This is a genomic window from Corallococcus sp. AB011P (assembly GCF_003611605.1).
In the GTDB taxonomy this organism is placed as follows: domain Bacteria; phylum Myxococcota; class Myxococcia; order Myxococcales; family Myxococcaceae; genus Corallococcus; species Corallococcus coralloides.
On sequence record NZ_RAVX01000018.1, the window covers coordinates 39,880 to 66,761 of the forward strand.

The 26,882-nt window shown below is 70.7% G+C and carries 28 protein-coding genes; 21 read left to right on the forward strand and 7 right to left on the reverse strand.

All coding sequences use genetic code 11. The features are described from left to right. Positions 1-74: 74 nt before the first annotated feature. Together D7X30_RS31875 and D7X30_RS31880 are read right to left on the reverse strand one after the other, a co-directional pair. Positions 75-1,661: a multiheme c-type cytochrome gene (locus D7X30_RS31875; protein WP_370051848.1), complete on the reverse strand. Its 1,587-nt coding sequence runs from the start codon at positions 1,659-1,661 to the stop codon at positions 75-77. Further along, entirely contained in the window at positions 1,661-2,047 is a 387-nt protein-coding gene (locus D7X30_RS31880) for a PleD family two-component system response regulator (protein WP_014398957.1), read from the reverse strand. Before D7X30_RS31880 ends, D7X30_RS31875 begins: the two co-directional genes overlap by 1 nt. Before the next feature lie 181 nt (positions 2,048-2,228). Here D7X30_RS31880 and D7X30_RS31885 point away from each other — a divergent pair, with 181 nt between their 5' ends. From D7X30_RS31885 to D7X30_RS31920, 8 genes are all read left to right on the forward strand, one after another. Further along, positions 2,229-3,869 (forward strand): mechanosensitive ion channel family protein, encoded by a 1,641-nt coding sequence (locus tag D7X30_RS31885; RefSeq protein ID WP_120566748.1) that lies wholly within the window; start codon positions 2,229-2,231, stop codon positions 3,867-3,869. A gap of 119 nt (positions 3,870-3,988) precedes the next feature. Then, the gene (locus D7X30_RS31890) at positions 3,989-4,552 is read left to right on the forward strand and encodes a hypothetical protein (protein ID WP_014398955.1); all 564 of its coding nucleotides are present in this window, start codon (positions 3,989-3,991) and stop codon (positions 4,550-4,552) included. Between the two features lie 10 nt (positions 4,553-4,562). Continuing rightward, positions 4,563-5,378 carry a hypothetical protein gene (locus D7X30_RS31895; RefSeq protein ID WP_120566749.1) on the forward strand — a complete coding sequence of 272 codons (816 nt, stop codon included), beginning with the start codon at positions 4,563-4,565 and terminating at the stop codon, positions 5,376-5,378. 14 nt (positions 5,379-5,392) lie between these two features. Next, positions 5,393-6,004 (forward strand): penicillin-binding protein activator LpoB, encoded by a 612-nt coding sequence (gene lpoB, locus D7X30_RS31900; protein ID WP_120566750.1) that lies wholly within the window; start codon positions 5,393-5,395, stop codon positions 6,002-6,004. Positions 6,005-6,013: 9 nt separating this feature from the next. Further along, positions 6,014-7,306, forward strand: coding sequence for a COG3014 family protein (locus tag D7X30_RS31905; RefSeq protein ID WP_199724607.1), 1,293 nt, complete (start codon positions 6,014-6,016; stop codon positions 7,304-7,306). Positions 7,307-7,338: 32 nt separating this feature from the next. Next, the gene (locus tag D7X30_RS31910; protein WP_120566751.1) at positions 7,339-8,097 is read left to right on the forward strand and encodes a ZIP family metal transporter; all 759 of its coding nucleotides are present in this window, start codon (positions 7,339-7,341) and stop codon (positions 8,095-8,097) included. A gap of 7 nt (positions 8,098-8,104) precedes the next feature. Beyond that, on the forward strand, positions 8,105-8,902 hold the full coding sequence (locus tag D7X30_RS31915; RefSeq protein ID WP_120566752.1) for a bifunctional 2-polyprenyl-6-hydroxyphenol methylase/3-demethylubiquinol 3-O-methyltransferase UbiG: 798 nt from the start codon (positions 8,105-8,107) through the stop codon (positions 8,900-8,902). 381 nt (positions 8,903-9,283) lie between these two features. Beyond that, entirely contained in the window at positions 9,284-11,005 is a 1,722-nt protein-coding gene (locus D7X30_RS31920) for a sigma-54 dependent transcriptional regulator (RefSeq protein WP_120566753.1), read from the forward strand. Between the two features lie 17 nt (positions 11,006-11,022). On the opposite strand, the gene D7X30_RS31925 is transcribed toward D7X30_RS31920, so the two are convergent. Genes D7X30_RS31925 through D7X30_RS31940 form a run of 4 tightly spaced genes read right to left on the reverse strand, consistent with a single transcriptional unit; the run spans position 11,023 to position 14,669 of the window. Further along, positions 11,023-11,520, reverse strand: coding sequence for a GDYXXLXY domain-containing protein (locus D7X30_RS31925; protein ID WP_120566754.1), 498 nt, complete (start codon positions 11,518-11,520; stop codon positions 11,023-11,025). Next, complete coding sequence (locus D7X30_RS31930; RefSeq protein WP_120566755.1) at positions 11,517-12,626, reverse strand: DUF4401 domain-containing protein; 1,110 nt, start codon at positions 12,624-12,626, stop codon at positions 11,517-11,519. The genes D7X30_RS31925 and D7X30_RS31930 overlap by 4 nt, the downstream gene beginning before the upstream one ends. 2 nt (positions 12,627-12,628) lie before the next feature. Further along, on the reverse strand, positions 12,629-13,639 hold the full coding sequence (locus D7X30_RS31935) for a DUF2157 domain-containing protein (RefSeq protein WP_120566756.1): 1,011 nt from the start codon (positions 13,637-13,639) through the stop codon (positions 12,629-12,631). Positions 13,640-13,688: 49 nt separating this feature from the next. Beyond that, positions 13,689-14,669, reverse strand: a complete 981-nt coding sequence (locus tag D7X30_RS31940; RefSeq protein WP_233591905.1) for an alpha/beta fold hydrolase — start codon at positions 14,667-14,669, stop codon at positions 13,689-13,691. 116 nt (positions 14,670-14,785) lie between these two features. On the opposite strand from D7X30_RS31940, the gene D7X30_RS31945 reads away from it, so the two are divergent. The 9 genes from D7X30_RS31945 to D7X30_RS31985 all read left to right on the forward strand — a co-directional run bounded on the left by D7X30_RS31945 (position 14,786) and on the right by D7X30_RS31985 (position 23,861). Further along, the gene (locus tag D7X30_RS31945; protein WP_120566758.1) at positions 14,786-15,775 is read left to right on the forward strand and encodes a MoxR family ATPase; all 990 of its coding nucleotides are present in this window, start codon (positions 14,786-14,788) and stop codon (positions 15,773-15,775) included. A 24-nt stretch (positions 15,776-15,799) separates the two neighbouring features. Beyond that, positions 15,800-16,681, forward strand: coding sequence for a DUF58 domain-containing protein (locus tag D7X30_RS31950; protein WP_120566759.1), 882 nt, complete (start codon positions 15,800-15,802; stop codon positions 16,679-16,681). Next, on the forward strand, positions 16,678-17,682 hold the full coding sequence (locus D7X30_RS31955) for a hypothetical protein (protein ID WP_120566760.1): 1,005 nt from the start codon (positions 16,678-16,680) through the stop codon (positions 17,680-17,682). Before D7X30_RS31950 ends, D7X30_RS31955 begins: the two co-directional genes overlap by 4 nt. Next, a complete protein-coding gene (locus D7X30_RS31960) occupies positions 17,657-18,667 on the forward strand; it encodes a VWA domain-containing protein (protein ID WP_120566858.1) in 1,011 nt (336 codons plus the stop codon). The genes D7X30_RS31955 and D7X30_RS31960 overlap by 26 nt, the downstream gene beginning before the upstream one ends. After that, entirely contained in the window at positions 18,667-19,722 is a 1,056-nt protein-coding gene (locus tag D7X30_RS31965; protein ID WP_120566859.1) for a VWA domain-containing protein, read from the forward strand. Before D7X30_RS31960 ends, D7X30_RS31965 begins: the two co-directional genes overlap by 1 nt. Then, the gene (locus tag D7X30_RS31970) at positions 19,719-20,747 is read left to right on the forward strand and encodes a tetratricopeptide repeat protein (protein WP_120566761.1); all 1,029 of its coding nucleotides are present in this window, start codon (positions 19,719-19,721) and stop codon (positions 20,745-20,747) included. The genes D7X30_RS31965 and D7X30_RS31970 overlap by 4 nt, the downstream gene beginning before the upstream one ends. Beyond that, positions 20,731-22,605 (forward strand): BatD family protein, encoded by a 1,875-nt coding sequence (locus D7X30_RS31975; protein WP_120566762.1) that lies wholly within the window; start codon positions 20,731-20,733, stop codon positions 22,603-22,605. The genes D7X30_RS31970 and D7X30_RS31975 overlap by 17 nt, the downstream gene beginning before the upstream one ends. Next, positions 22,605-23,330: an SH3 domain-containing protein gene (locus D7X30_RS31980; protein WP_120566763.1), complete on the forward strand. Its 726-nt coding sequence runs from the start codon at positions 22,605-22,607 to the stop codon at positions 23,328-23,330. The genes D7X30_RS31975 and D7X30_RS31980 overlap by 1 nt, the downstream gene beginning before the upstream one ends. Positions 23,331-23,459: 129 nt before the next feature. Beyond that, entirely contained in the window at positions 23,460-23,861 is a 402-nt protein-coding gene (locus D7X30_RS31985) for a response regulator (RefSeq protein WP_120566860.1), read from the forward strand. Between the two features lie 18 nt (positions 23,862-23,879). On the opposite strand, the gene D7X30_RS31990 is transcribed toward D7X30_RS31985, so the two are convergent. After that, a complete protein-coding gene (locus D7X30_RS31990) occupies positions 23,880-24,212 on the reverse strand; it encodes a PilZ domain-containing protein (RefSeq protein ID WP_120566764.1) in 333 nt (110 codons plus the stop codon). A gap of 190 nt (positions 24,213-24,402) precedes the next feature. On the opposite strand from D7X30_RS31990, the gene D7X30_RS31995 reads away from it, so the two are divergent. From D7X30_RS31995 to D7X30_RS32010, 4 genes are read left to right on the forward strand one after another with little or no spacing between them, the layout of a single operon-like run. Beyond that, on the forward strand, positions 24,403-24,936 hold the full coding sequence (locus D7X30_RS31995; RefSeq protein ID WP_370039809.1) for a hypothetical protein: 534 nt from the start codon (positions 24,403-24,405) through the stop codon (positions 24,934-24,936). A gap of 12 nt (positions 24,937-24,948) precedes the next feature. Continuing rightward, entirely contained in the window at positions 24,949-25,437 is a 489-nt protein-coding gene (locus D7X30_RS32000) for an ATP-dependent helicase HrpB (protein ID WP_120566766.1), read from the forward strand. Positions 25,438-25,452: 15 nt separating this feature from the next. Beyond that, complete coding sequence (locus D7X30_RS32005; RefSeq protein ID WP_120566767.1) at positions 25,453-26,271, forward strand: flagellar M-ring protein FliF; 819 nt, start codon at positions 25,453-25,455, stop codon at positions 26,269-26,271. Positions 26,272-26,278: 7 nt separating this feature from the next. Further along, positions 26,279-26,758 carry a hypothetical protein gene (locus D7X30_RS32010; protein ID WP_120566768.1) on the forward strand — a complete coding sequence of 160 codons (480 nt, stop codon included), beginning with the start codon at positions 26,279-26,281 and terminating at the stop codon, positions 26,756-26,758. Positions 26,759-26,882 lie beyond the last annotated feature (124 nt).

The window sequence follows — 26,882 nt, forward strand, 5'->3', positions numbered from 1 at the left end:
CAGCTTTCTTGACAGTCAAACAACAAGTCGCTCGGTATGCCCCCGGGAAGGACCCACCGTAGGAGCGAGCGACCCTATTTAGCCGGGGGCTCTCCTGCCTGCCCGCTCTTCCCCGTTCCGCCATGGCCGGGACCGAGGATGCGAGGCAGGTAGGTGGCGAAGTCGAAGTGCGGCGAGTTCTCCGTGTTGTGGCAGGTGACGCACACGGCCTGTCCCGGCTTGCCCACGATGGTGGCCGGGATCGGCGCGTCGACGTGCTTGGAGCCTGGACCGTGGCAGCTCTCACAGCCCACGTCCTCGCGGCCCGCCACCTTGTCCAGCCGGCACACGCCGCCGGGCTTCTGCCAGGCGGTGATGTGACAGCCCACGCAGTTGAGGTGGTGCTGCTTGCCCACCTCCTCCAGCGTCTCCCATGCGTGGTGGTGCTTCGTGCGTTCCCACACGCCGGTCGCGTCCGGGTGGCAGTCCGCGCACACCGCGCTGCCGACGAAGCCCGCCTGGCCCTTCGGAGGCGCCGGGCAGTCCTGGCCGTGTTCCTTCGCCCACGCGAGGTTCAGCTGGCCCACGTTCGCGTCGTACGCCTTCACCAGCGCCTGCGCGTCCGGCGCGGTGGGCAGGTTCGACTCCAGCGGCAGGAAGCGCAGCGCGAAGCCGTTGACGCCGTCGGTGGGCGCGGGCGGCGCGGTGAGCATGCCCTGCTTGCGCGCGGAGAGCTCGTCGCGCTTGCCCTGCTTCAGCGTCTTCAGGTTCGGGTCGATGCCGGGCCGGGCGATCTCCTTGTCCAGGAGCGCGATGCGCTGCTCCAGCGCTGTCACTTCCCGCTCCACGTCCCCCTGCGAACGCTGCGGGATGAAGGGCCCCTTCGCCGGCGCGTACGTCAGGTCCACGCGCAACAGCGAGCGTCCCTTGCTCTGCAGCGCCACCACCGGCACGTCGGAGCGCACCAGTCGGTTCTCCTCCGCGGAGAACTCACCGGCGCTGTGCGTGGCCACCACCAGGTTCGCGGCGAGGCCCGGCAACGCGGCGGCGGCCTGCGCGGCCTCCAGCGGCTGGTCCAACAGGCCCACCACGAAGTCCGCGCCCTGCTCGCGCGCCTGCTGGCTCGCCTTCACCAGCGCCTCGCCGGACGCCGCCGCCACCACGCCCACCTTGCGCGTCCCCGCGTCCAGCACCTTCACGCCGCCCGCCGGTAGCTCCGGCAGGCCCAGGCCCTGGCGGAAGGCCGCGCCGCGCGTGTCGTCCAGCTCGCCCGTGGCGCGCGCGGCGATGCCCATGGTGCGGAACGCGTCCGCGAGCGCCTTCGCCTTGAGCTCCTCCTGCGGCACCTGCTCCGCCTTGAGGTGCGTCTCCCCGAAGAGGCTGTTGCCGCCGTCGATGTACAGCACCGGCTGGCCGCCCTGGCGCGCCTGCTGCACCTGGAACGCCGCCCGGCCGATGCCGCCGCGCATGTTCTCGCTGCAGCCGCACGGGCCCAGGTATCCCCGCGTGTCCGCGGAGATGAACAGCACGGCGCCCGGAGGCGCGGCGGGAGTGGGGGAGACAGCCTGCTGCTGCCCGGGAGCGCTGCCCGCGCCGCTCTCCGGGGCGCGCGGCTCCTGGCGTCTGCAACCGGTGAGGAGCGCGCTCACGAGCACCGCGAGGACGGCCGCGCGCATCGTCATCACCAGAGGATGCTCTGCACCAGTTCGTCGATCTTCTCGCCCATCGCCTCCAGGCCGTTCACCTTGGAGAGCGAGCCGTCCGCGCCCACCTGCTCGGCCAGCTTCGACAGCTCGTCGTCCGGCAGGCTGGAGAACAACACGATGGGGATGTCCTGCGTGTTGTACTCGTTCTTCAGCGTGCGGCAGATGTCCGTGCCCTTCGCCTCGGGCATGTGGATGTCCGTGAGGATGAGGTCCGGCCGCCAGCTCTGAAGCGTTTTCTCAAACTCCATGAGCGTGGAGGTGGCCACGACCTCATAGCCCCGCGCCTCCAGGACGGCCTTCTCCATGGCGAGGGTGATCTCGCTGTCGTCAATGAGGAGGATTCTTCGCTTCTCTTCGGACACGGCGACCTTCCTTGGGGGTCGGTTCTAGCCCACCACCCAGCGGCGCACCAATGCTTTCCCGTGTCGCGTTCCAGCATGGGTTTTCTGTCCCCGGCCCCGGGCTTCCCAGCGGCCGGGCGGGCTCGGAAACACCCACCGTCTTTCCCGGACAACCGACCGCACACGGAGTATGGAGGCGCCCATGAAGCGCCATGCCTCCCGGGTCCTGGTGGTCCTCCTTCTCCTGGGGTGCGTCCTCGGTGGCCTCCCAGTGCTGGCCCTCAACAACGGCCTGGGGCAGGTCCCACAGGACCTGGACCGCACGTCGCCGCGCGCCACGGCCCAGGGCTTCCTGGACGCGGTGCATCGTGGGGACTACCCCCGCGCCGCCCACTACCTATACCTGGACCACCTTCCGGCGGCCGAGCAGCCCGCGCAGGGCGCCCAGCTCGCGCGGAAGCTGAAGTTCGTCCTGGACCGCGAGCTGTCGGTGGACACGTCCGTCCTGCCGAAGACGCCGGAGGGCGAGTCCCCCACTTCGCGCTTCGTGTCGCTGGGGGCCATCCCGCTCAAGGGCGAAAGCGTGCCCATCCGGCTGCAGCGCATCGCCGTGGAGGGCACGCCCACCTGGGTGGTGTCGGAGCCCACCGTGAAGATGGTGGACCCGCTCTTCGAGGAGTACGGCCCGCTGCTCACCGAAACGCTCCCGGCCGTCTTCTTCGACCGCACGGTGTTGGGGCTGGAGCCGTGGCAGTGGCTGGGACTCGTGGTGACGCTCCTGAGCGCGTGGGTCCTCTCCTATCTCCTGGAGAAGCTCCTGCTGGCCGCGGCGCTGCGGGTGGCGCGCTGGACGCGCATCTCCTGGGACGACCAGATCGTCAACGCGGGCCGGGGACCTTTGCGGCTGCCCTTCTTCGCCATCCTGCTGGCGCTGGGCACCTCGTTCCTGCTCCTGCCTCCCAAGCTGAAGCTGCTGAGCGACCGGGTGAGCTACTCACTCACCATCGTCGCGGTGGCGTGGTTCATCCTGCGCTTCCTCCGCGTGTCGGAGGCCTACGTCCAGAGCCGCGTCACCTCCGAGTCCAGCCCCCACCGCCGCGCGCGCTCGCTGCGCACGCAGCTGGCCGTGCTGCGCGCTGTCTTCGAGGTCGCCACCTACGTCATCGCCGCCGCGCTGCTGCTCATGCAGTTCGAGGTGGTGCGCAACGTGGGCGTGTCGCTGCTCGCCTCCGCCGGTATCGCCGGCCTCGCCATCGGTCTCGCCGCGCAGAAATCGCTGTCCTCGCTGCTCGCCGGCATCCAGCTGTCCATCACCCAGCCCGTCAGCATTGGCGACAACGTGCTGGTGGAGGGCGAGTTCGGCACGGTGGAGGAGATCACCCTCACGTACGTCGTGCTGCGCATCTGGGACCAGCGGCGCATGGTCATCCCCATCAACCAGTTCCTGGACAAGCCGTTCCAGAACTGGAGCAAGGGGTCCCCGGAGATCATGGGCACCGTCATCCTCCAGGTGGACTACATGGCGGACATCGACGCGCTGCGCGCGGAGCTGGACCGCATCCTCGCCAACGAGGCGAAGGACCTGTGGGATGGGCGGGTGAAGACGCTGGTCGTCTTCGACGTGATGGACAAGACCCTCACCGTGCGCGCCCTGGTGAGCGCGGCGAACTCCAGCAAGCTGGGCGACCTGCGCTTCCTCGTGCGCGAGCGGCTGGTCGTCTTCCTGCGCTCGAAGCCCCACTGGCTGCCCATGGTTCGCAGCGAGTCCCGTCCCGCGCAGCCCCCGCCCTCCCGGGACGACCAGGAGGACGCCATCCAGGGCGCTCCCGAGCCCCGATCCTGAAGAAGAGCGCCTGGGAAAACGGGCGCTTGCACGGACGCTCGCCGCGCGATGAATATGTCGGCCCACGCGGCGTATGACGCGCGTAAGAGCACTCGCACCCAAGCTGGGGAGTCCATCAGATGAAGCGTCCTGTCACGTTGTGCGGAGCCCTGGCGCTCCTGGCCGTCGCCGCGCCGCTCACCGCGAGCGCCCAGGAGCGGGGCCGCACCGACGGGCCCGAGGAGTCGGAGTACGGCAAGGGTGGCTACGGCGACAACCGCCGCGGCGTGTCGCTCCAGTTCGACTGGGGCGCGGCCATCAACTCCGGGGAGAACCCCCGGGGCGCGCCGGAAGGCCCGCCGCTGTTCGTGGGCGCCACCGTGTCCCTCTGGGGTGATGACTGGTACCGCCTGGACGTCAGCGGCGCGTACGTCTTCGACGGTGGGCGCTTCGTCGGCAACGTGGGCCCCACGTTCCGCACCTGGGGTTGGCCGTTGGCCTTCACCCTCGGCCTCAAGGCGGGCGCCATCGTCATCCCGGAGGGCGAGGGCCTTCGCTTCGCCCTGTCGCCGCAGGTGGGCGCGGAGCTCTTCCTGGACCGCCGCGACCGCGTGCTCATGGGTCTGCACTACTCGCCGGACATCCCCATTGGGGGAGGAGGAGTCACGAACCGGTTGTTCATGAACGTCGGATACCGGTTCTGACGGAAACGCCATGATCGCTCAACTGCTCGCCGCCGCTGTCGCGTTGACCACGGCCCAGGCGCCTCGCGCCGCCTCGCCGTCCGTGGCACTGCCGTTCCCGTCGGGGGACGTGCAGACCTACAACATCATCCAGTGGGACCCGAACGCGCTGCCGCGCATCTATGAGCGGTCGGACCAGCTCCCGCTCACCGACGAGGAGCTGACCAAGCTGTCGCAGGCCGGCTTCGAGCCCGCGCAGCTGGTGAAGATGATTGAAGAGCGCCGCTGCGCCTGCGACGCGAGCGCGGACGGCCTCATCCGCCTGAAGAAGGCGGGCGTGGACAAGACGGTGCTGGCGGCGGTGTCGCGCCATGGCCTGGCGCCCAACCGGCAGCTGGACATCCTGGTGACGCTGGACTTCACCGGGGAGAGCCGCACCGCGCGCGAGGCGTTCCTCTACTTCTTCGTGGACGACGGGGACATCACCCGCGTGTTCTCCGCGAACCTTCCGGAGCTGCTGCAGCGCCGCAACAGCCACGAGACCATGGTGGACCGCAGCGACATCATGGTGGCGCGCACGGTGCGCCGCATCCAGCTCGCGGGCCACGTGCCGCTCAAGACGTACGGTGCGCACCGCGTGATGGTGGCCGCCAGCGCCAGCCCCACGCTCACGCACCCCTCGCAGCTGACCCCGCAGGAGCGCGCGAAGGCGCAGACGTACACCTTCGACTATCCGCGCGCGTCCTTGCAGAGCCTCTGCCGGCTGACGGCCGGCTACCGCCGCGACGCGGTGCTTGCCTACAAGTGGAACTTCGAAGGCAGCCGCTTCGAATGCGAATGGAACTAGGAGTCGACCCGACCATGAACACCCGCCGCCTGTTGCTGTCCGCCCTCGTCGCCGTGTCGCTCGCCGGCTGTGGAGGCCCCCGCGCCTTCACGCGCGGCACCTACGAGGACCCCAACACCATCGAGATGCTGGGCGACCGCTTCAACGAGAACGACCTGCAGCTCATCGCGAAGAAGATGGCCGAGTCGCTCGCCAACTCCCCGCGCTTCGCTCAAGCCCCGCCGCAGGGCGCGGCCCTGCCCATCGTCCTCGTGGGCAAGCTGCGCAACAGCACCAGTGAGCACATCGACATGCGCTCGCTGGGGGACAAGATTCAAACGGCGCTCGCGCAGACGGGCCGCTTCGCGCTGGTGGACCAGCAGGCGCGCCAGGACATCGCGGAGGAGTACGAGTACCAGCAGTCCGGCTACGTGAACCCGAACGCCGCCAAGGCCCCGGGCCAGCAGGCGTCGGTGGACTTCCTGATGACGGGCGACCTCGCGTCCATCATCCAGGAGGTCGGCCGCGACAAGCTCGTCTATTACAAGATGACGGCGAAGCTGAACGACGTGCGCACCGGCACGATTGCGTGGACGGACGAGAAGCAGATCCGCAAGAAGTTCGAGAAGCAGGGCGTGAGCTGGTAGCCGTCCGCCGTGTCCAACCTCCTCGACATCGCATCCCAGGCCCCGCGCGTCCCCGCCGCTTCCCCGGCGGCGGCGCGTTGGGGCCTGCTGTTCGTCCTGGCCCTGAGCGCCTTGGGCTTCGGCACCGGCTGCGCCAGCGACTACGTGGCGCGCACGGCCTCCGCGCGCTCCGCGTACCAGTCCTCCGACTATCCGCGCGCCCTGCGTGAGCTGGATGGCGAGCAGAAGGAGGCCCCCGAGCGCGACCAGCTCCTGTTGCTCCTGGACAAGGGCATGGTGCTGCACGCGTCCGGGCAGTGGGAGGAGAGCACGAAGGTGCTGGCCCAGGCGGACGACCTCAGCTCGCAGTTGGACATCACCTCCGTGAGTGAAGAGGCCGGCATCCTGCTCAGCAACGAGCGGCGCCGCGCCTACCGCGGGGAGGACTTCGAGAAGCTGATGATCTCCGTCCTCCAGGCGCTCAACTACGCGGAGCTGGGCCGGGACGAGGACGCGCTCGTGGAGGTCCGCCGCGTCAACGAGCGCATCGAGAAGATGATCACCGAGGAGAAGAAGCCGTACGAACAGCTCGCCATCGCGCGCTACCTGGGCGGCGTGCTGTACGAGGACCAGCGCGAGTGGGACTCGGCCTTCATCGACTACATGAAGGCGTACGAGCTGGAGCCCCGGCTGGGCGGGCTGGTGGAGCCCCTCTTGCGGCTGGCGAAGAAGACGGGCCGCGACGACGCCTACGAGATGCTCTCCCAGAAGTTCCCGAACGTGGCGCACGACGCGGTGGGCCCCGGTGAAGGGCAGCTCGTCGTGGTGGTGGAGGCAGGCCTGGCGCCGCAGAAGGAGCGCGCATCGCGCGACTACGGCGACTCCGGGGACCTGATTGAGGTGCCCGTGTACCGGGACCGCGGTGGCACACCGCCGGTGCGCGTGTCGGTGCAGGGACAGGCGGAGCAGGCGGTGACGGTGACGTCGCTGTCGCGCGTGGCCCAGGTGCACCTGAACGACCGCATCGGCCGCATGCTGGCGAAGCAGCTCGCGGGCGCGGTGGCGAAGGCGGGCGTGGCCGCGGGCGTGGGCGCGCTCACCAAGAGCAAGGAGCTGGGCGTGCTCACCTTCCTGTTGCTCAACGCGGGCAACCAGGCGGACCTGCGCTCCTGGCTTTCACTGCCGGCGGAGTTCCAGGTGGCGCGCTTCCGGCTTCCTCCGGGAAAACACTCCGTCCAGGTGGATGCACCGGGCCGGCCCACCACACACCTGGTGGAGGTGAAGCCGGGGCGGGTGGAGGTGCTGGTGGTGCGAAGCTACTGACGGCGTCGTTTTGGGAGTAGGGTGCGCGCCCCATGTCGCCGGTCGTAGCCGAAGTCCTCCTGTACTCCTTCATCGTCGTGGTGAGCGCGCTGGCCGGCGCGGGCGTGGTCATCTTCAATGACCGCTCCACTCGGCTCGTGACGTTCCTGGCCTTCGCGGCGGGCGTGATGTTCGGCGCGGCCTTCTTCCACATGCTCCCGGAGGCGTACGAGGGCGGCGGCTGGTGGGCCTTCGCGCTCGTGCCCATGGGCTTCCTCTTCGTGCTGGTGCTGGAGCGCTACCTCGTGGCCCACGCCTGCGAGGAGCCGCCGGACTGCGCGGAGCACGTGCACGGCCACGCGCTGGGCCTCAGCGCGTTCCTGGGCCTGTCCACGCACACGCTCTTCGATGGCATCGCGCTGGGCTCCTCGGTGAAGGAGGGCGTGGGCGCCATGGCGCTTTTGGCCATCACCGCGCACAAGGTGCCCTCGTCGCTGTCGCTCGCGTCCATCCTCCAGGCGGAGGGAAAGAAGCGCGGCACCATCCTGGCGTACACCGCGCTGTACGGCCTGATGGTGCCGGTGGGCGCGGTGCTCTACTTCGGCTTCGACGCGGTCCTGAGCTTCCAGTCGCTGGCGCCCAAGGCCCTGGCCTTCTCCGCAGGCACCTTCCTCTACATCGCCGTGTCGGACCTGCTCCCGCACGTGAACAAGCACGGCCGGGACAAGCCCGGACGCAACCTGGTGGCATTGGCAGCCGGGTTGCTGGTGATGTTCGTGCTCGCGCGCGTCCTGGGACACACGGAGCACTGACGGCACCATGGAACGACGCAAGGACTGGTACGAGCACCCGGAGTACTACGAGGCCATCTTCGGCACGGACACCGTGCGAGAGGCGGACTTCCTCCAGGAGCTGAGCCGGCGCTTCGGCACGGGAGGCAACCAGTGGCTGGAGCCCGCGTGCGGCGCGGGCCGGCTGGTGGAGGAGGCCGCGCGCCGGGGCCTGAAGGTCGCGGGCTATGACTTGTCGGAGGCCATGCTCGCGCACGCGCGCAAGCGCCTGACCCCCGCGGAGCGCCGCCGCGTGAAGCTGTCCCAGGCGCGCATGGAGGACTTCTTCGACCCGGCGCTGGAGGGGCGCGTGGACCTGGCCCACACGCTGGTCTCCACCTTCCGCTACCTGGACAGCGAGAAGGCCGCGGTGGAGCACCTCACCGGCACCCGTCGCCTGCTCAAGCCGGACGGCATCTACGTGCTGGGCTTCCACCTCACGGACTACGCGCGCTCGGGCCCTGAGCACGAGCGCTGGGTGGGGCAGGTGGGCGCGGACAAGGTCGTGTGCAACACGCACGAGGGCCTGCCGGAGCAGCGCCTGCGCCGCTCGCCCATGCGCAACCGCCTGCGCGTCACCGGGCCCGACAAGGACTGGCTCATCGAGACGACGTGGTACTTCCGCACGTACGACGAGGCCCAGGTGAAGCGCCTGTTCCGCAAGTCCGGCCTGCGTGTCACCGCCACGTTCGACTTCGACTACGACCTGGACTCGCCCGTGGGGCGCGGCAGCCCGCGCCTGGATCGCGTCTTCGTGCTGAAGCCGGACACGTCCTCCAAGGCCTGACTGGTATGGAATGACCCGGCTGCCTGCCTGTCCGGAAGGCGCGGTTCGTCAGGCATTGGGGCTCGAACGTCAGGGGGGTCTGCGTCCTGTCCGGACGCGTCTGCGTTCCAGTGGGACGCATGTTCGCCGGGGTATTCCTCGTGACCCCGCGAAATCATTGAACTCCCCCTGCTGGCACGACATCCGCAAAGCGTCTGGCCATACGCCGGCAACGGCGTGTACCGCATCCAGCTGCACCCGGAGCGCGGAAGGAGGGGCCGCTCCTTCCGCGCTCTCCATCTGAATCCGCACCTCCCCGCCATCTCCGATAGAGTCCGCGTCTGCTTTTTGGACGGCTTCGCCGGTCGGCGGTGGCGCGGCTTCCGCACGGGAGGCGAGGGGATGCAAGACGAGTTGGCGCAGCTCATGGCTGCGCTTCGGGATTCCAGGGACTTCGAGACCGCGGCGGCGGCGACGTTGCGCCGGATGCTGTCCGTGGCGGACGCCGCGGTGGCGGCCAGCCGCTATGCGGGCCGGGCCCGGGTCCTGCGCGGCATCGTCCACCTGCGTCCCGGCGAAGCGTACCGCCGGCTGGCGGCGCTGGACGTGGGCGCGCGCGAGGTGACGGACGCGGGCGTCGGGACGCCCTTCTTCACCTCCGCCACGGCCTGGCGCGCGGTGGTGGAGCACCGGTGCGCGGTGTCCATCGACGTGAACATCGGCACGGTGCAGCCGCACGCGCCGGACGCGCCGGTGACGGGCGACCCGGGACTCGCGGGCTTCCACAGCAACGAGAGCAAGCAGCGCTTCCTGGGCCGCCACGCGACGCACGTGTGCGTGCTGCCCCTGCGCACGCCCGCGGGCATGGAGGGCATGATTTCGCTGGAGGCGGACTGTCTGGCCGCCATGGGGCAGGAGTTCGTCTGGCGCGATGCCGGGGACCTGCTCCAGCTGCTCACGGACATCGCCGCGCCCTACCTCACCGCGCTGCCGCAGCGGCCGGTGGCCACGCCGCAGGTGGACGAGTTCCTCCCCGTGGTGGGCCGCTCCATGGCGGAGCTCCTGCCCATCCTGCGCACCTTCGCGCTCCAGGACGAGACCATCCTCGTGAGCGGGGCCACGGGCGCGGGCAAGTCGCGCCTGGCGCGCTGGTGCCATGAGCGCTCCGGCCGCCGGGGCAAGCCCTTCGAGACACTGGACCTGGTGACGGTGCCGGAGGACCTCCAGATGGCGGAGCTCTTCGGCTGGAAGAAGGGCGCCTTCACCGGCGCGGTGCGCGACGCGCCGGGCGTGGTGGCCCGCTCGGATGGCGGCACGCTGTTCATCGACGAAATCGACAAGCTGTCGTTGAAGGCGCAGGCGGGCCTGCTGCACCTGCTGGAGTCGCGCAGCTACCGGCCGCTGGGCGAGGGCACCGGCGAGAAGCTCGCGGACGTGCGCTTCATCATCGGCACCAACGCGGACCTGCTCGCGCAGGTGCGCGCCGGCCGCTTCCGCGAGGACCTGTACTACCGCGTGAACGTGCTGCCGGTGCGCATGCCGCCCCTGCAGGACCGCCAGGACGAGATTCCCCTCTGGGCGCGGTACATGGTGAACCGCCGTCACCGCGAGCGGCTGCCGGAGGGCTCGGCGCGGCTGGCGCCGGAGGCGGAGCTGCTGCTGACCACCAGCTCGTGGCCGGGCAACCTGCGGCAGCTCGACAACATCGTGCGACGTGCGTACACGCTGGCGATGGTGGAGCACGCGGGCAGCACGGGCGACCTGGTGCTCCTGGAGAAGCACGTGGCGCGGGCGCTGGACTACGAACAGTCCCCCGGCGGCCGTCCGCTCCCGGAAGCGCTGCGGGCCGCGGCGCAGGCCTTCGTCGGTGAGGCGCGCCGGCGCGGCACGCCGCTGGACCTGGACTACGCGGACGGCTTCCGCGGGCTGGTGCTGGGCCTGGCCATCCGCCAGGTGGGCCGCGACGAGGCCTTCCGCCTGCTGGGCCGCGAGAGCCTGGTGAAGAACCGCAACCACCACAAGGCGCTCAAGCGCGAGCTGGAGAAGGTGGACGGCCTCTACAAGGCGCTGGGCGAGGAGAGCTCCCCGTTCTCCGACCTGCTGGAGAACGAGGACGCGGACTGACTTGGGGGGCGCGCCTTTTAGCGGATGGCGCTGCCCAGCGGCTGGTAGTTCTCGTCGCGCAGGCCCACGAGCACGCTGGTGCCGTTGTCCGTCACCCGTAGCTCGCCGAAGCGCGCGTTCGCGTAGCGCTCCGCGTGGCCCTCCTGGAAGAAGAAGGCCTCCGCGCCCAGGCGCATCTGCGAGTTGCGGATGCGGAAGCGCAGGCGCACCTCGCCGGGCGCGAGCGGGGTGCCCGGCGTCTCGTAGCGCACGAACTCGCCCACGTCGTGCTCGTCCAGGCGCAGCACCACGTTGCCGTCCTCCTGGGGCTGCTCGCGGCCCTCGCGCCAGCCCTGGTTGATGGCGTAGTCGAGCACCATGTAGTCGCCCTGGATGAGCGAGCGTGGATCCACCGGAGCCAGCCGCAGCAGCACGGGCTGCCCCCGCGCGAGCACGGTCTCCTTCTGCACGACGAGGAAGGCGAGCGCGACGAACACCAGCGCGAGCCCACCGAAGATGACGGCGCCGCGTTTCATCGGGCCTCCGTGAGGACGGCGGACTGCCGCCGCAGGAAGAACTGCCGCACGCCCAGCAGCACCAGGCCGCTGCCCGTGAGCGCGAGCGCCTTGGCCAGCAGCGTGATGCGCAGGTCGTAGTAGTAGTACGCGCCGAACGTCAGCAGGAACGCCACCGCCAGCCCCAGCATCACGCGGCTGCGGCGGTGGAAGCCGAGCGTCAGCATCAGCACCGCCACCAGCACGCCCGGCGTGTTCAGCGTCATCCCCGTGAGCAGCATGAGCGCGCAGACCGCGGGAATCCAGACGCGCTGCTCCCGCGCCAGCCCCAGTTCGCGCAGCACCCGCCACCCCGTCCACACGAGGAGCATCGCCAGCAGGATGGAGAGGTACGCGCTCGGGACGAACTGACTCTCGAAGCGGAAGACGTAGCGGAAGCCCTCCTGCGAGCTCTCGAAGCTGCGGAACAGCAGCCACCCGGGCACGGCGCACGCGAGCGCGAAGGCGATGGGCCCCACGCGAGGGCCTGGTTGCCCGCGCCGCAGCATCGGCTCGAAGAGCAGGATGCCGGAGAGCGCGGCGGCGCACAGGAGCATCCACACGTCCACGCCCGCGCCTCCCACGGCATCGAGCGCGAACACGCCGACGGACACGCAGAGGCCCACCGTCGCCAGGAAGTAGAGGATGAGGTCCGGGTACACGGCGAGCAGCACGAGGGACGCCACCGCCCCCGCGAACGCGATGGTGAGGGTGCCCTGGTCCAGCTGCGCCAGCCCCACGAGGAACGCGCCCACGCCCGCCATGCACAGGGCCAGGGCGAGCTGCTCCAGGAAGGGGCCCTGGCTGGTCCGGCGCAGGAGCACCGCCGCCACCGTCAGCACGAGGCCCATGGCGGTGAGCGCCACCTCCTCCTTCCACAGGCCCACGCAGGCGAAGAAGCTGAGCATGAAGGCCGCGGACAGCCACGCGCCGCCGCCCGCCAGCGCCTTCACGAACCAGGGCGAGGCCCCCAGCGTCTTCTGCCGGATCTCCAGGGTGGTGCGGGCGCGCGCGTCCACCCCCTCATCCACGTGGCCCTCGGCCTTGAGCCCCGCCAGCACGTCTTGAATGGTCGGTCGTAGGGCCATGATCAGGTCTCCTCCGAAACGCCCGTGGCTTGCGACTCGTGGCGCAGCCAGTAGACCGCCAGGCTCACCTCGCCAATGAGCACCAGCGGCAGGATGAAGAGGGTCAGCTCGTCGGCGCGCGTCACCTCCAGGAGGAAGTAGCCCACCGCCGTGGTGACGAGCGTGATGACGCTCAGCGCGCCCACGGTGAGCAGGAACAGCTCGCCGTGCAGGTGCCGGTGCAGGGCGTAGATGGCGACCAGCGCTCCCGCCACCAGCAGCAGGGACACGCCGGACTCGAGCGAGCGGTCGTGCCTGCTCACGATGAACAGGATGCCCAGGGTCACCAGCGGCGCCAGCGTCATCAGGGACAACACGCGGGGCATCCACCGCCCCTGGAGCCAGGAGACCTTCTGGTTGGCGAAGTGCTCGTACGTCGCCCAGGCGAACCCGTTGAGCAGCCCCAACACCAGCGCGAGCCGCGCCTCGTAGGAGCCGAAGCGCGTCATGCGCTGGCCCCAGAAGAGGATGACGCCCGTGTTGACGAGCACGAGCTGGAGCATCCACAGCGGCGTGAAGCGCGCCAGCGCCACCCACGGGAGGATGAGCACGCCCCAGCCGATGAACAGCTCGTATGGATCCGCGCCCGTCTGGTACGCCTGTCCGTACACGGCGAGCAGCGGGCCCACCAGCACCGCGGCGGCGAGCAGCGCGAACTGGCCCGCGGGCCGGTCGCCCAGCCGCCATGCGCCCACCGCCGCTCCGGCCATGCCCAGGCAGATGAGGCCCATCTTCGAGAAGCGCCCCAGCTCCGCCCAGTTGAAGGCGAAGAAGTACACCACGCCCGCCAGCACCAGCAGCGAGCCCAGGGCCATCAACGTCGTGGACAGGAACGCGTGCCACGCGGGCCGCGACGGCGAGGCGACCGCCAGGTGCAGCGCGCGCCCGTACGCGTTCGGTCTCAGGATTCCGGCGTCCGCCAGCGCGTGCAGCCGCTCCGGCGTCGCCTCCAGATCAAGGAAGTCTTTCGGCACGGCGGGGGACTGTACCCGGTTCAAGTGACGCCGGGGACACCGCGCCAGCTCACGGACTGGAGGGCTCCGCGTCCAGGAAGGCCTTCAGCTCGGGGAGCACGCGCTCGGGATGCTCCAACTGCGGACTGTGTCCGCACGCCACGCGCACCACCCGGGCCTGGGGAAGCCCGCGCGCGGCCTCGTCGGCCAGCGAGACGGGCAGCGTCTCGTCGCGCTCACCCCAGATGAGCAGCACGGGGACCTTCACCTCGCCCAGCCGCTCGCGGCGGTGGAACAGCGGCCCCGTCAGTGGCACCAGCGCGTTGAAGGCCTGCGCGGCTTCGGGCCTGCCGCCGGGCACGCTCAACAGCTCGTAGCCCAGCTGCCCCAGCTTCTCTCCCAGTGGCGTGGGCGGTGGTGGCAGCATCCGCGCCATCGCCCAGGGGCCCAGGTTGCGCGCCAGCCGCTCGGGCCCCGCTCGGAAGAACAGGCGCGAGGCGCGCGGCATCTCCGGACCCAGCCCCATCGCGTCCACCAGCACCAGCCGCTCCACCGGCACCGCGCCGCGCAGCGCGAGCTCCAGCGCCACCAGTCCGCCCAGCGAGTGGCCGACCACCGACACCGGCCCCGGCGCCACCATCCCCAGCGCCTCCTCCACCGGCGCAGTGAAGAAGCGCACCGCGTCCTCCGCGGACCTCACGTGCATGTCGGCCGGGGTGGACTGACCGAAACCGGGCAGGTCCAGGGCCAGCACCCGGTGATGCCGGGCCAGCGCCGTCAGGTACGGGAACCAGTGGGTCGCCGCGTTCCCACGTCCATGGAGGAAGACGACCGTGGAGCGGGCGCCCTCGGGGGGGCCCCCTTCGAGGATCCGCACAGCGCCCCCCCCGGGCAGCCAGTGCACCTGGGGCACCACGGCCGGGGCCAGCTGGGCCAGGAGCCCCGTCTCCACCGGGCCCACGGGAGGCGTGGCGCCCGGGGCGCCGGGGCGGCCGGCGGCGTCCCAGCGAGGGGGGAGGGGAGAGCGGCGGGGCGGGGGCGGGCGGGACATGGGAGGATGACCCTTTACGGGACAGGGCGGCTTGACGGAATGTCCGGCGTACAGCGGTGTTGAGCCGGACGCCCGGGAACCCTAGGCTGCCCGCCGCCCAGGCCGACAGAGGGGACATGAACACCGACATTCGCGCGCTCACCGAACGCGTGCAGCAGGAAAGCAGCTTCGTCGAGGTCCTCAACCAGGAGACCGGCAAGGTCATCGTCGGGCAGCGGTACATGCTCGAACGCATCCTCATCGGCCTCTTGTGCAACGGCCACGTCCTCCTGGAGGGCGTGCCCGGACTCGCCAAGACGCTGACCGTGCGCACCGTGGCGGACTCGCTCAGCGCCACCTTCATGCGCGTGCAGTTCACGCCCGACCTGCTGCCGGCCGACCTCGTCGGCACGATGATCTACAACCAGCAGACGGCCGCGTTCACCGTCCGCAAGGGGCCCATCTTCGCGAACATCGTCCTCGCGGACGAAATCAACCGCGCCCCCGCCAAGGTCCAGTCCGCCCTCCTGGAGGCCATGGCCGAGCGCCAGGTCACCATCGGCGACCAGACCTTCGGCCTGCCTTCGCCGTTCCTCGTGCTGGCCACGATGAACCCCATCGAGCAGGAGGGCACGTACCCCCTCCCCGAAGCGCAGGTGGACCGCTTCATGCTCAAGGTGAAGGTGGGCTACCCGACCCGTGATGAGGAGAAGATCATCATGGACCGGATGTCCGGTGGCTCGTCGCCCAAGGTCCAGCGGGTCATCGCGCTGGAGCACCTGGTGCGCGCTCGCGAGCTCGTCCACGCCATCTACATGGACGAGAAGGTGAAGGAGTACATCCTCAACGTGGTGTTCGCCACGCGTGAGCCCGCGCGCTACGGCCTCAAGGACCTGGCGGACTACATCCAGTTCGGGGCCTCGCCGCGCGCCACCATCGCGCTCGCGCAGGCGGCCCGCGCGCACGCGTTCCTGCGCCACCGCGGCTTCGTCACCCCGGAGGACGTGAAGGCCATTGCCTTCGACGTGCTCCGCCACCGCATCGCGATGACCTACGAGGCGGAGGCCGAGGAGCTCACCCAGGAGAAGATCATCCAGCGCGTCTTCGACCGCGTGGAAGTCCCCTGACAAGGCCCCGGTAAGAGCGCGCCCGTGCTGCCCAAGGACCTCATCCGCCGCATCCGCAAGCTGGAGATCCGCACCCGCAAGGTGGTCTCCGACATGCTGGCCGGCCAGTACCACTCGGTGTTCAAGGGCCGCGGCATGGCCTTCTCCGAGGTGCGCCAGTACCAGCCCGGCGACGAGATCCGCTTCATCGACTGGAACGTCACCGCGCGCATGAACGAGGCCTACATCAAGGTCTTCACCGAGGAGCGCGAGCTCACGGTGATGCTCCTGGTGGACGTGTCCGCCTCCAACGAGTTCGGCTCCAAGGACCGCACCAAGGCGGAGGTCGCCGCGGAGGTGGCCGCGCAGATTGCCTTCAGCGCCATCGCGAACAACGACCGCGTGGGGCTCATCCTCTTCTCGGACCGGGTGGAGAAGGTCGTCCCGCCGCGCAAGGGCCGCATGCACGTGCTCAGGCTGGTGAGCGACATCCTCACCTTCAAGCCCAAGGGCCACGGCACGGACCTGTCCGCGGGGCTCACGTACCTGACGCAGGTGTCCAAGCGGAAGGCCGTGACGTTCCTCGTGTCGGACTTCATGGCCACGGGCTACGAAAAGCCGCTGCGCCTGGTGGGCCGCCGCCACGACCTGGTGCCGGTGGTCATCGAGGATCCGCTGGAGCAGCGCTTCCCCGCCCACGGCCTGGTGGAGATGGAGGACCCGGAGACGGGCGAGCGCTTCGTGGTGGACACCAGCTCCACCGTCGTGCGCGGCAGGTTCATGCGCGCCATGCAGGCCCAGCGCGACGAGCGCCGCAAGCTGTTCAAGAAGCTGGAGCTGGACCACGTGGAGCTGCGCGCCGGGGATGATCACGGCAAGGCGCTGGCGAGCTTCTTCCGCGCGCGGGCCCGGAGGATGGCGGCATGAGACACGCGCTCGTCCTCGCGGCCGTCCTCTTCGTCAGCGCGCCGTCCGCCTGGGCCCAGGCCCCGGCCTCAGCTCCTGGCGCGCCCAAGGCCCCCGTCGCCCTGGAGACGGTGGCGCCCACGGGTGCGTCCGCGCGGGTGGAGCCGGAGACGGTGCACATCGGCGAGCCCTTCACCTACCAGGTGACGCTCACGCACCCGAAGGACCAGCGCTACGAGCTGGTGGCGCCCACGGGTGAGAGCGCGGTGGAGCTGCTCCAGCAGACGCGCCAGCGCCAGGACAACGCGAACGACGCGACCACGACGTTCGGCCTGCGCTTCTCCGCCTTCGAGCTGGGCGACGTGCAGCTGCCGGACCTCGCCTTCGACGTGGCGACTCCGGAGGGGCCGCGCCGCTTCGTGCTCAAGGGCAAGACGGTGGAGGTGACCTCCACGCTGCCGCCGGACGCACAGGGGCAGGGCGCGGAGCTCTTCGACTACCAGCCTCCGCAGGAAGTGCCCATCCGTTCCTGGACGCTGCTCTACGCGCTGGCGGTGGCGCTGGCGGTGGCCGTCGCGGTCTGGGCGCTGGTGCGCTGGTGGCAGCGCCGGCCGAAGCGCGAGAAGGTCGTTCCCGTGCTGCCGCTGGACGTGCGCGTGCGCCAGTCCCTGGACGCGCTCAAGCGCGAGGACCTGCCCGGCCGCGGCCACGTGAAGGACTTCTACTTCCGCCTCTCCGAAATCGTGCGCGGCTACCTGGGCGAGCGCTACGGCTTCGAGGCCCTGGAGTGCACGTCGTCCGAACTGATGGCGTCCCTGCGCAAGCTGCCCACGCCGGGCCTGCCAGAGGACGCGCTGATGCGCTTCGTCTCCGAGTCGGACATGGTGAAGTACGCCCGCGCCGACGCTTCCCCCGAGTCCTGCAATCAGGCGCTGGCCTTCGGCTACGACCTGCTCGCCAAAACGTACGTTCCTCCCGCTCCCCCCAAGCCCGATGCTGCCCCCGGACCTCGCGTTCAATAACCCGGAGGCGCTCTGGGCCCTGCTGTTGGCGCCGCTGCTGCTGGCGCTCGCGTTCTGGGAACGCAAGCGCCGCGCCACGCTGCGCTTCTCCGCCGCGCACGTCTTCGCGAAGGGCGGCCGGGGCTTCCGCACGTACCTGCTGCCGCTCTTGCCCATCCTGCGCGTGGCGGCACTGGTGGCGGCGGTGGTGGCCATCGCCCGGCCGCAGTCGCGCGACTCGCGCGTGCGCGACCTGTCGGTGGAGGGCATCGACATCGTGGTGGCGCTGGACCTGTCCACGTCCATGGAGGCCGGTGACTTCCGTCCGCAGAACCGCCTCAACGTGGCGAAGGAGGTCCTGACCGAGTTCATCTCCGGCCGCGTGAACGACCGCCTGGGCCTGGTGGTGTTCTCTGGCGCCGCGTACACGCAGTCCCCGCTGACGCTGGACTACGGCGTGCTCAAGGAGGTGCTCAAGCAGCTGCGCACCCGCGTGCTGGAGGACGGCACGGCCATTGGTGACGCCATCGCCACGTCGCTCAACCGCCTGCGCGACTCCGACGCGAAGAGCCGCGTGGTGGTGCTGATCACCGACGGCGACAACAACGCCGGCAAGATTTCGCCTTTGGACGCGGCGAACATGGCCGCGTCGCTCCACATCCCCATCTACACCATCCTGGTGGGCAAGGGCGGCAAGGTGCCCTTCCCGCAGGGCACGGACCTGTTCGGCAACACCGTCTGGCGCGAGACGGAGATCCCCATCAACCCGGAGCTGATGCAGGACATCGCGGACCGCACCGGCGGCGAGTACTACCGCGCCACCGACCCGGAGGGCCTCAAGCGGGGGCTGCAGAAGGTGCTGGACTCGCTGGAGCGCTCGAAGCTGATGGAGGGCGGCGCCAGCGCCACGTACAAGGAGAACTTCCACCCGTTCCTGCTGGTGGCCTTCGGGCTCGCCGCGCTGGAGCTGCTGCTGCGCGCCACCGTCCTGCGGGTGTTCCCATGATGCCCACGCTGGACGCCTGGCGCTTCACGCTCCTGGGCTACCAGGTGGGCCTGGCGCAGCCGCTGTACCTGGGGCTGCTGCTGGTGGGCCTGCTGTTGGGGCTGCTCGCGCTGCTCAAGGCGCTGGGCCGCAGGACGCGGCTGTCGGCGCTCATCGCGGAGCGCCACGTGACGGCGCTCGCGCCCGGCGTGTCCGTGTGGCGGCCGGCGGTGCAGGGCGGCCTGTACGGGCTGGGGCTGATGCTGTTCGGGCTCGCGCTCGCGCAGCCCCAGTGCGGCACGAAGAGCGAATTGACGAAGCGCCGGGGCATCGACGTGGTGGTGGCGCTGGATGCGTCCAAGTCCATGCTCGCCAGGGACGTGCAGCCCAGCCGGCTGGACCGCGCGCGGCTGGAGCTCAACACGCTGCTGGACGAGCTGAAGGGCGACCGCGCGGGCCTGGTGGTGTTCGCGGGTGATGCGTTCGTGCAGTCGCCGCTCACGTCGGACTACTCGGCGGTGAAGCTGTTCCTGCGCGCGGTGGATCCGGACGCGATGCCCCAGGGCGGCACGAACGTGGGCGCGGCGCTGCGGCTGGCCAAGCAGGTGCTGGACAACGCGGACCGGGGCTCCAAGGAGCGCGTGGTGGTGCTGCTGTCGGACGGCGAGGACCTCACGGGCGACGTGCGCGAGGCCACGGAGGCGCTCAAGGACGCGCGCGTCCAGGTGCTCGCGGTGGGCGTGGGTTCGGACTCCGGTGAGCCCATCCCCGTCTATGACAGGCGCGGCGAGTTCGTGGACTACAAGAAGGACTCCAACGGCGACACGGTCATCACGCGCCTGGACCGCGCGGGCCTCACGGCCATCGCGGACGCCACGGGCGGCGCCTTCTTCTACCAGCCCAATGGCGTGGCGATGGGACAGGTGGTGGATCGCATCGACCAGTTGCAGAAGAGCGAGCTGGAGAGCCGCGTGACGGTCCGCTACGACGAGCGCTTCCAGTGGTTCGCCGTCCCCGGCCTGGTGCTGCTGGTGCTGGGCATGGCGCTCATCCCTTCGCGCCGGAGGGCCGCATGAGCACGCAACCGATGCGGCGGCGCGCGGCGCGCGCGATGGCGGTGGGCCTGGCGGGGCTGCTGGCGCTGCCGGGGCCCGCATGGGCGGTGGGGCCGCTGGAGAAGGACCACCCGTTGGTGCAGCGCGGGCGCGAGGCCTACGCGGCTGGACGCTACGAGGACGCGCTCCGGGACTTCGAGGCCGCGAAGAAGGAGCGGCCCAATGATCCGACGGTGGAGTTCAACCGCGCGGACGCGCTGGCGAAGCTGGGCCGTTCCGCGGAAGCGCGCGAGGCCTTCAAGCAGGTGGCGGAGTCGTCGCGTCAGCCCGACCTGTCGCAGAAGAGTTGGTACAACCTGGGCAACCTCGCGGCCACGGCGGGCGACCGTACGGAGGCGCTCAAGTCCTACCGCAAGGCGCTCACGTTGGATCCCACGGATCCGCAGGCCCGGCACAACTACGAGGTGGTGCTGCGCGACCTGCCTCCGCCCCAGAACGGCCCGGATGGCGGCACCGACGGAGGCCAGGACGGTGGCAACGACGGCGGACGTCCGGACGCGGGCGAGGACGGCGGCCAGAAGGGTGACGGCGGCACGCCGCAGGACGGAGGCCAGGACGGCGGTCCGGATGGTGGCGCGGACGGTGGGGCCGACGGAGGCCAGGACGGCGGTGGGCAGGATGGCGGTCAGGACGGCGGCGCGGACGGAGGCGGCGGCGATGCCGGTCCTGGCGACGGTGGCTCGGATGGGGGGCAGGACGGCGGCGGCGATGGCGGTCCCAGCGACGGTGGCGGGGATGGAGGCCAGGGCGACGGAGGCCAGGACGAGGGCGAAGGGGACTCGCGCGATGGTGGCGCGGACGGCGGCAGCGAGGGCGAGGAGGAGACGGAATCCAACCCGCGCGACGGCGGAAGTTCGCCGGGCGACGTCGACCGGCAGGAGGCCGAGCGCCTGCTGGATGCGATGAAGCAGAACGAGAAGAATCTCCAGCTCTGGCGTTTCCAGCAGAAGAAGAAGCAGAGGAAGCCCAATGAGAAGGACTGGTAGCGGGCGCACGGCGCTGCTCGCCGTGCTCGCCCTCCTGGCCACGGCGCCGGCGTGGGCGGCGGACATCGAGTTCTACCAGACGGTGGACCGCACCGAGGTGGGCACCGACGACACCTTCAAGCTCACCGTGGTGATGGTGGACGCACCGTCCAACGCCCAGCTGCGCCTGCCCGAGTCCAACGACTTCGAGGTGCTCTCCTCGTCGCGCGGCAGCCAGCGCTCCATCTCGTTGTCCGGCGGCGGCCCCGCCGTCATCCAGGACATCACCCGACACGAGCTGCTGATGCGTCCGCTGCGCGCGGGCAAGCTCACCCTTCCGCCCGCCACGCTCACCGCGGGCGGCCGCACGTACCGCACGGACGCCGTGCAGTTGACCGTGCGCGAAGGCCGCGTGGGCAACGCCCCCCAGGCGCAGCAGGGTGGCCGGCCGCAGTTGCCGGATCCGTTCCGCAACTTCCGCAACATGCCGGATCCGTTCGGGGACGACTCGGACCTGCGGGACGACGAGCCGGTGATTCCGCGTGGGGACTCGGACCTGTTCCTGCGCGCGAGCCTGGACCGCGACGAGCTCTACGTGGGCGAGCAGGCCACGCTGTCGCTCTACATCTACTCGCGCGTGGACCTGTCCAGCGTGGACGCGGTGACGATGCCCAAGCTGGAGGGCTTCTGGACCGAAGAGGTGGAGAGCCCCACGCAGCTCACGGGCGAGCAGAAGGTGGTGGACGGCATCCCATACCGCGCCTACCTGCTGCGCCGCCGCGCGCTGTTCCCGGTGAAGTCCGGCACGCTGCTGATCACCCCGGCGGAGGCGGACATCACCACGGGCTTCCTCTTCGCGGGCCACCGCGTGCACCGCGTGTCCAACGGCCTGAAGGTGAAGGTGCGGCCGCTGCCGAACGGCGCGCCGCCGAACATGTCCAACGCGAACGTGGGCTCGTGGCGCATGTCGCTGGACGTGTCGCAGACGCGCGTGGAGCTGGGTCAGCCCATCACGGTGAAGGTCATCCTGGAGGGGCAGGGCAACGTGAAGAACGTCACCCCGCCGAAGCTCACCGGCCCGTCCGCGCTGAAAATCTATGAGCCCACGACGACGGACCGGCTCACGCCCAACCGCAACCGCATCCAGGGCCGCCGCGTGGTGGAGTACCTGGTGATGCCGCAGCGCACGGGCACCTTCACGCTGCCGGAGCTGCGCTTCCCGTACTTCGACCCGTCGCGGCGCCAGTACGAGACGGCGCGCACGGACCCCGTGACCCTCACCGTGGAGGCGGGCGCGGGCGGCGTGTCCTCGCTGCCGTCGTCGATGACGCCCTCGCAGATGGCGGACGCGGCCAACGAGCAGAAGAACGTGCTCTCCACCGGAGGCCTGCGTCCGGTGCGCGCCCGGGCCCACTTCGTGGGGCCGTCGCAGCCCGTGTGGGCGCGGCCCTTCTTCGTCGCGGGCGTACTGGCGCCGCTGGGCCTGCTGGCGGGCGTGGCGTTCATGGGCGGCATGCGCGGACGGCTGGCCACGCGCTCCGAGGCGGGCAGGGGCCGTCAGCAGGCGAAGGCCGCGCGCAAGCGGCTGGCGGAGGCGGAGAAGCTCAAGGCGGGCTCGGACGCGGGTGCGTTCTACGTGGAGGTGGAGCGGGCGGTGGTCGGCTTCCTGGAGGCCCAGCTGGGCTTCCCCGTGGGCGGGCTGACGCGTGAGGCGCTCGGGGAGAAGCTGGCGGCGGCGGGCGTGGACGCGGAGCGGCGCGCGCGTGTGCTCTTCGTGCTGGAGGCGTGCGACCTGGGCCGCTACGGCGGTGGGGTGGAGCCGGGGGAGCGGCGCAAGGTGCTGGCGACCGCGGCGGCGGTGATGGAAGGCTGGGCGTGATGAGCGACGCGGCGACGCAGGGCTACTACACCGCCGAGGAAGCGGAGGCCGTCTTCCAGCAGGCCAACGACGCGTATGGCCGCGAGGACTACGCCACCGCGCAGGCCCAGTACGAGAAGCTCATCGCCCACGGCTTCGGCGGACCGGACGTGCTCTACAACCTGGGCACCACGCACCTGGCCCGGGGCGACCTGGGCCGCGCGGTGCTGTCGTTGGAGCAGGCCCGGAAGCAGGGCGGACGCGCCGAGGACCTGGAGGCCAACCTGGCCCTGGCGCGGGCGCGGCAGGTGGACAAGGTCGTGGGCGCCGCCGCGGACGAGGCCTTCCTCCCCCGGCTGGCCGCCGCGACGGACGGCGCGGCGGTGGCCTGGGTCTTCTTCGTCGCGTGGCTGGTGGGCTTCGCGCTGCTGCTCTTCCGGCGCGCCTTCCCCGCGATGCGGAGCACGGCGGTGGCGGTGGTGGCGGGCCTCTGCCTCACGGCGGCGGTGCCGGCGGCGCTGCTCCTGGGCGCGCACATCTGGGTGCACCAGAACGTGCATGAGGCCGTGGTGCTGGCGCCCACGCTGGTGGCGAGGGAGCTGCCTCGCTCGGAAGGGCGCTCCCTCTTCGAGGTGCACGCCGGCCTGAAGGTGCAGCTCCTGGAGGAGACGGGGAAGTACGTCCGCATCCGCCTGCCCAACGGCCTGGAGGGCTGGGCCGAGCGCGACGGCGTCGCCGAAATCTAGGCGGGGCCGGAGCGACCCCATCCGCGCGGAAAACCGACGGGGGACCGCTTTCGTACAGAGGGGCTACCGGGAGGTGTCGCTTCGCTGGACGTCGCCAGGGCAATGGCCTACGAGGGGCCCCGAGGAATCATGGCTGGCAACGCGCAAGCGCCCTTCCACATCCTGCTCGTCGAGGACGAGCCCGTCATTCGCGAGCTGGTGCGCTCCATGTTGAGCGACGGCGCGGTGGACGTGGTCTGCGCGGCCAATGGCATCGAAGGCCTGAAGCTGGCCCGCGACCGCGACTTCCACCTCATCCTGATGGACGTGGTGCTGCCGCAGCTGGACGGCGTCTCCGTGTGCCGCATCCTGAAGAGCGACCCGGCCACGGCGAAGGTGCCGCTCTACATGCTCACCGCGAAGGCGAAGAAGGCGGACGTGGCGAGCGCGACGCAGGCGGGCGCGGATGGCTACATCCACAAGCCCTTCCGCGGCGCGGAGCTGATGGACCTGGTGGAGCGGCTGCGCACGGCCCGCTCGGCCGCGGACTGACGCTCCTCCGGAAGGCCCTTACGGCAGGTGAGGGTGGAGGAAGCGGGCCAGGGCGATGAGGTCGTCCCAGTCCAGCTCGCCGAACTCCAGCGCGACGCCGTCCACTTCGCGGCGGCGGATGGTGCACATGGTGACGAGCTCCCGGTCGCCCGGCAGCGGCAGGGCGATGGTGAGCGCCCGCTGCGAGTCGGCCGGGTGGGCCTGGAGGAACAGGCCATTCATGGAGATGTCGCGCGCCTGCGCTGTCACGGTGCGGCCCGACAGGAGCACCTTCACCTGGAGCCGGGCTTCGACGCGCGGGTGGTAGCGCTCGCGCTCGTTCGGACGGGGACCATTGGAGGGGTTCAGCATCGGGGGCTCACCTTCGGGTGCGACAGGACGCGACAACTGTGAAGCAGGTTGGCGCGGTGGCAAGTTTTCGGGTTTTCGTCCGCCGTCCCGCGCCGTGGACCTGGCGCGCGCGCCGCGGAGACGCCTGGCGCTGGGGTGACGGAGCGCGCTCCTGTCGTTTCAAGGGTTTGGCCCCTGGCACGGATGGTGGATGGCAGCCCTGGCGAATCCCTGCCGGAGGCACCCCTTGGAAGACCGTCGCATCCCGTCGTTGAGCATCGCCCCGTCCATCGCGCGCCAGACACCGAAGACGGAGTTCGGCCCCACGCTGGCGCGAGCGGCGCGCGAGGTGGTGCGTACGGGCGCGGGGCTCGTGGGCGGCATGTTGCCGTCAGGCCCCATCTCCAGCGCGGTGGTGTCCACGCTGAGCGGCACGGTGTCCGCGGCGGTGCCGGCTGAAGCGGTGTCGTCGGTGTCGGCGACGGGAGGCGCCTCCGCGACGTCGGCGCGCGCGAGCACGCCGGGGCCAACGGCTTCGACGGGGAGCGCGGCGACGGGGCAGGGGGACGCGTGGGACCTGCTGGAGGCGCAGAAGCTGATGGCCTCGGACGGCCAGAAGTTCAACATGGCCTATGTGGCTCTCCAGAACGAGATGCAGAAGGAGAGCCGCGAGCACAACGCCATCTCCAACATCATGAAGGTCCGCCACGACTCGGCGAAGGCCGCCATCAACAACATCCGCTGAGGCGCGTTCGAGATGGCCATCGACAAGTTGGGAGCCGTGGGCGGCGCGGGCCCTTCGCCCGCGGTGGAGTCCGGCAGGGAGACGTTCGGCAAGGTGCTGGAGGGCGTGCGTACGCCCCAGTCACGCCCCGTGCCGGTGACGACGGAGGGGCCGCCGAAGCCGGTGCGCACGCCCATCGAGGCCCCCGCTGGCACGTCGCGGGCGGACGGCGTGGAGCGGGCGAAGGCGGGCTGCGCGGAGGTGAAGCCGGGGGCCCGCGTGGATTCGGCCCAGGCCGCGCGCAGCCAGCAAGCGGTGGAGATGTTGGACCGGGTGGGGCAGGCGCAGCAGCGGCTGGACCACATCCTGAAGCTCGCCGAGTCCGGCCGCTCGTTCAGTCCCTCGGAGTTGCTCGCGCTCCAGGCCCACGTCTACCGCGCCAGTCAGGAGCTCGATCTCGCCGGCAAGGTCGTCGAGAAGGCCACCGGCGGCGTCAAGCAGGTCCTCCAGACCCAGGTGTGAGGAGTCCTTCCTTCCATGCGTTTCGCTCCCCTTCGTAGTCTCTGTTTCCTCCTGCTCCTGGGCGCTTCGGCGTGCCGGGAGCGCATCCAGCACGGCCTCGACGAGCGTCAGGCCAATGAGCTGCAGACGGTGCTCGTCGAGCGGGGGCTCGACGCGCGCAAGGTGCCCGAGCAGGGCAAGAAACCCACCTGGGCCATCGAGGTGACGGACGCGCAGTCCTCGGACGCGGTGCGCATCCTGGCGGAGCTGGGGCTGCCCCGGCTCGCGGCGGAGACGGGCTGTGACGTGTTTGGCGGAAGCGGGCTCGTGCGCTCGCCGCTGGAGGAGCAGGTCTGCCGCGTCCGGGGGATGGAGCGGGAGCTGGAGAAGACGCTCCAGACGGTGGACGGCGTGCTGCTGGCGCGTGTGCACCTGGTGGTCCCACCGCCGCCGAGGCCAGGACAGGCTCCCGCGCCCTCGAAGGCGTCGGCCATGCTGCGAACAGCACCCGGCGGTGCGACGCGCGTACGCAAGTCAGCGGACACGCTGCGTGAGCTCATCGCGGGAGGCGTGGAGGGGCTGTCACCGGAGGCGGTATCGCTGCTGGTGGACGAGGTGACGACGCACGTGGCGCCGTCCCCGAAGGGAGGCCCCGTCCCACTGCGGCTGCGCGTGGTGCTCGCCTTGCTGGGCGTGCTGGTGACGGGCCTGTCCGGAGCGCTCGTCTGGGTGACGCTGCGCTGGAGGCACTACCGGGCCCTGTCGGAGCAGCCCCAGCCCCCCGTGGCGCCGCCTGCCCCGCCCACGCCCGCGCGGCCGGTGGTGACCCCGGGCTCCACGCGCAAGCTGGCCTGAGCACGCCATGGACGTCACACGCGTGGGACGGGTGCTACGCAAGGCCCGGAAGCTCCTGTCCGCGAGGAAGGAAGCACCGCGGGTCCCGGTGGCGGAGGTCACGCTGCCCGCGTTGTCCCTGCCCCTGGAACGCATCGCGCTGGTCGTCTGCGTCCTGGCGCGGGAGCGCGCCGCGGAGCTGCTGGGGGGACTGGTGGACGCCGAAGCGGGCAGGGCGCTGCGCCACCTGGAGCGCTTCGCCGCCATGCCCTCCGCCCAGCGCCAGGCCAAGGTGGCGGTGGAGTTCGGCGAGCGGGCGGACGGCTCGAACCGGCTGGCCCTCTTCCTGGAGACAGCTCCCGAAGCCCTCCGCCAGGAAGCCTTTCGAGGCCTTCCGCCGTACCACCGAAGCCGGTTTCCCCAGTGGGAAGGGATCGAATCGCGAGCGGATGCCGCACCAGCCCTGACCGCCCTGGCGGAGCGGCGCATCCGCGAAGCCCTGCGCTGAGCGTCCTCGGGCGTGGAGGGCCATCCCGAAGACGGACCTCCGCTCCTGCCAACACCCTGATTCCACGAGCCGGCCCCCTGGCCATGGCCGTGCACAGGGGACGTGTGTCCCATCGCCGTCCCGG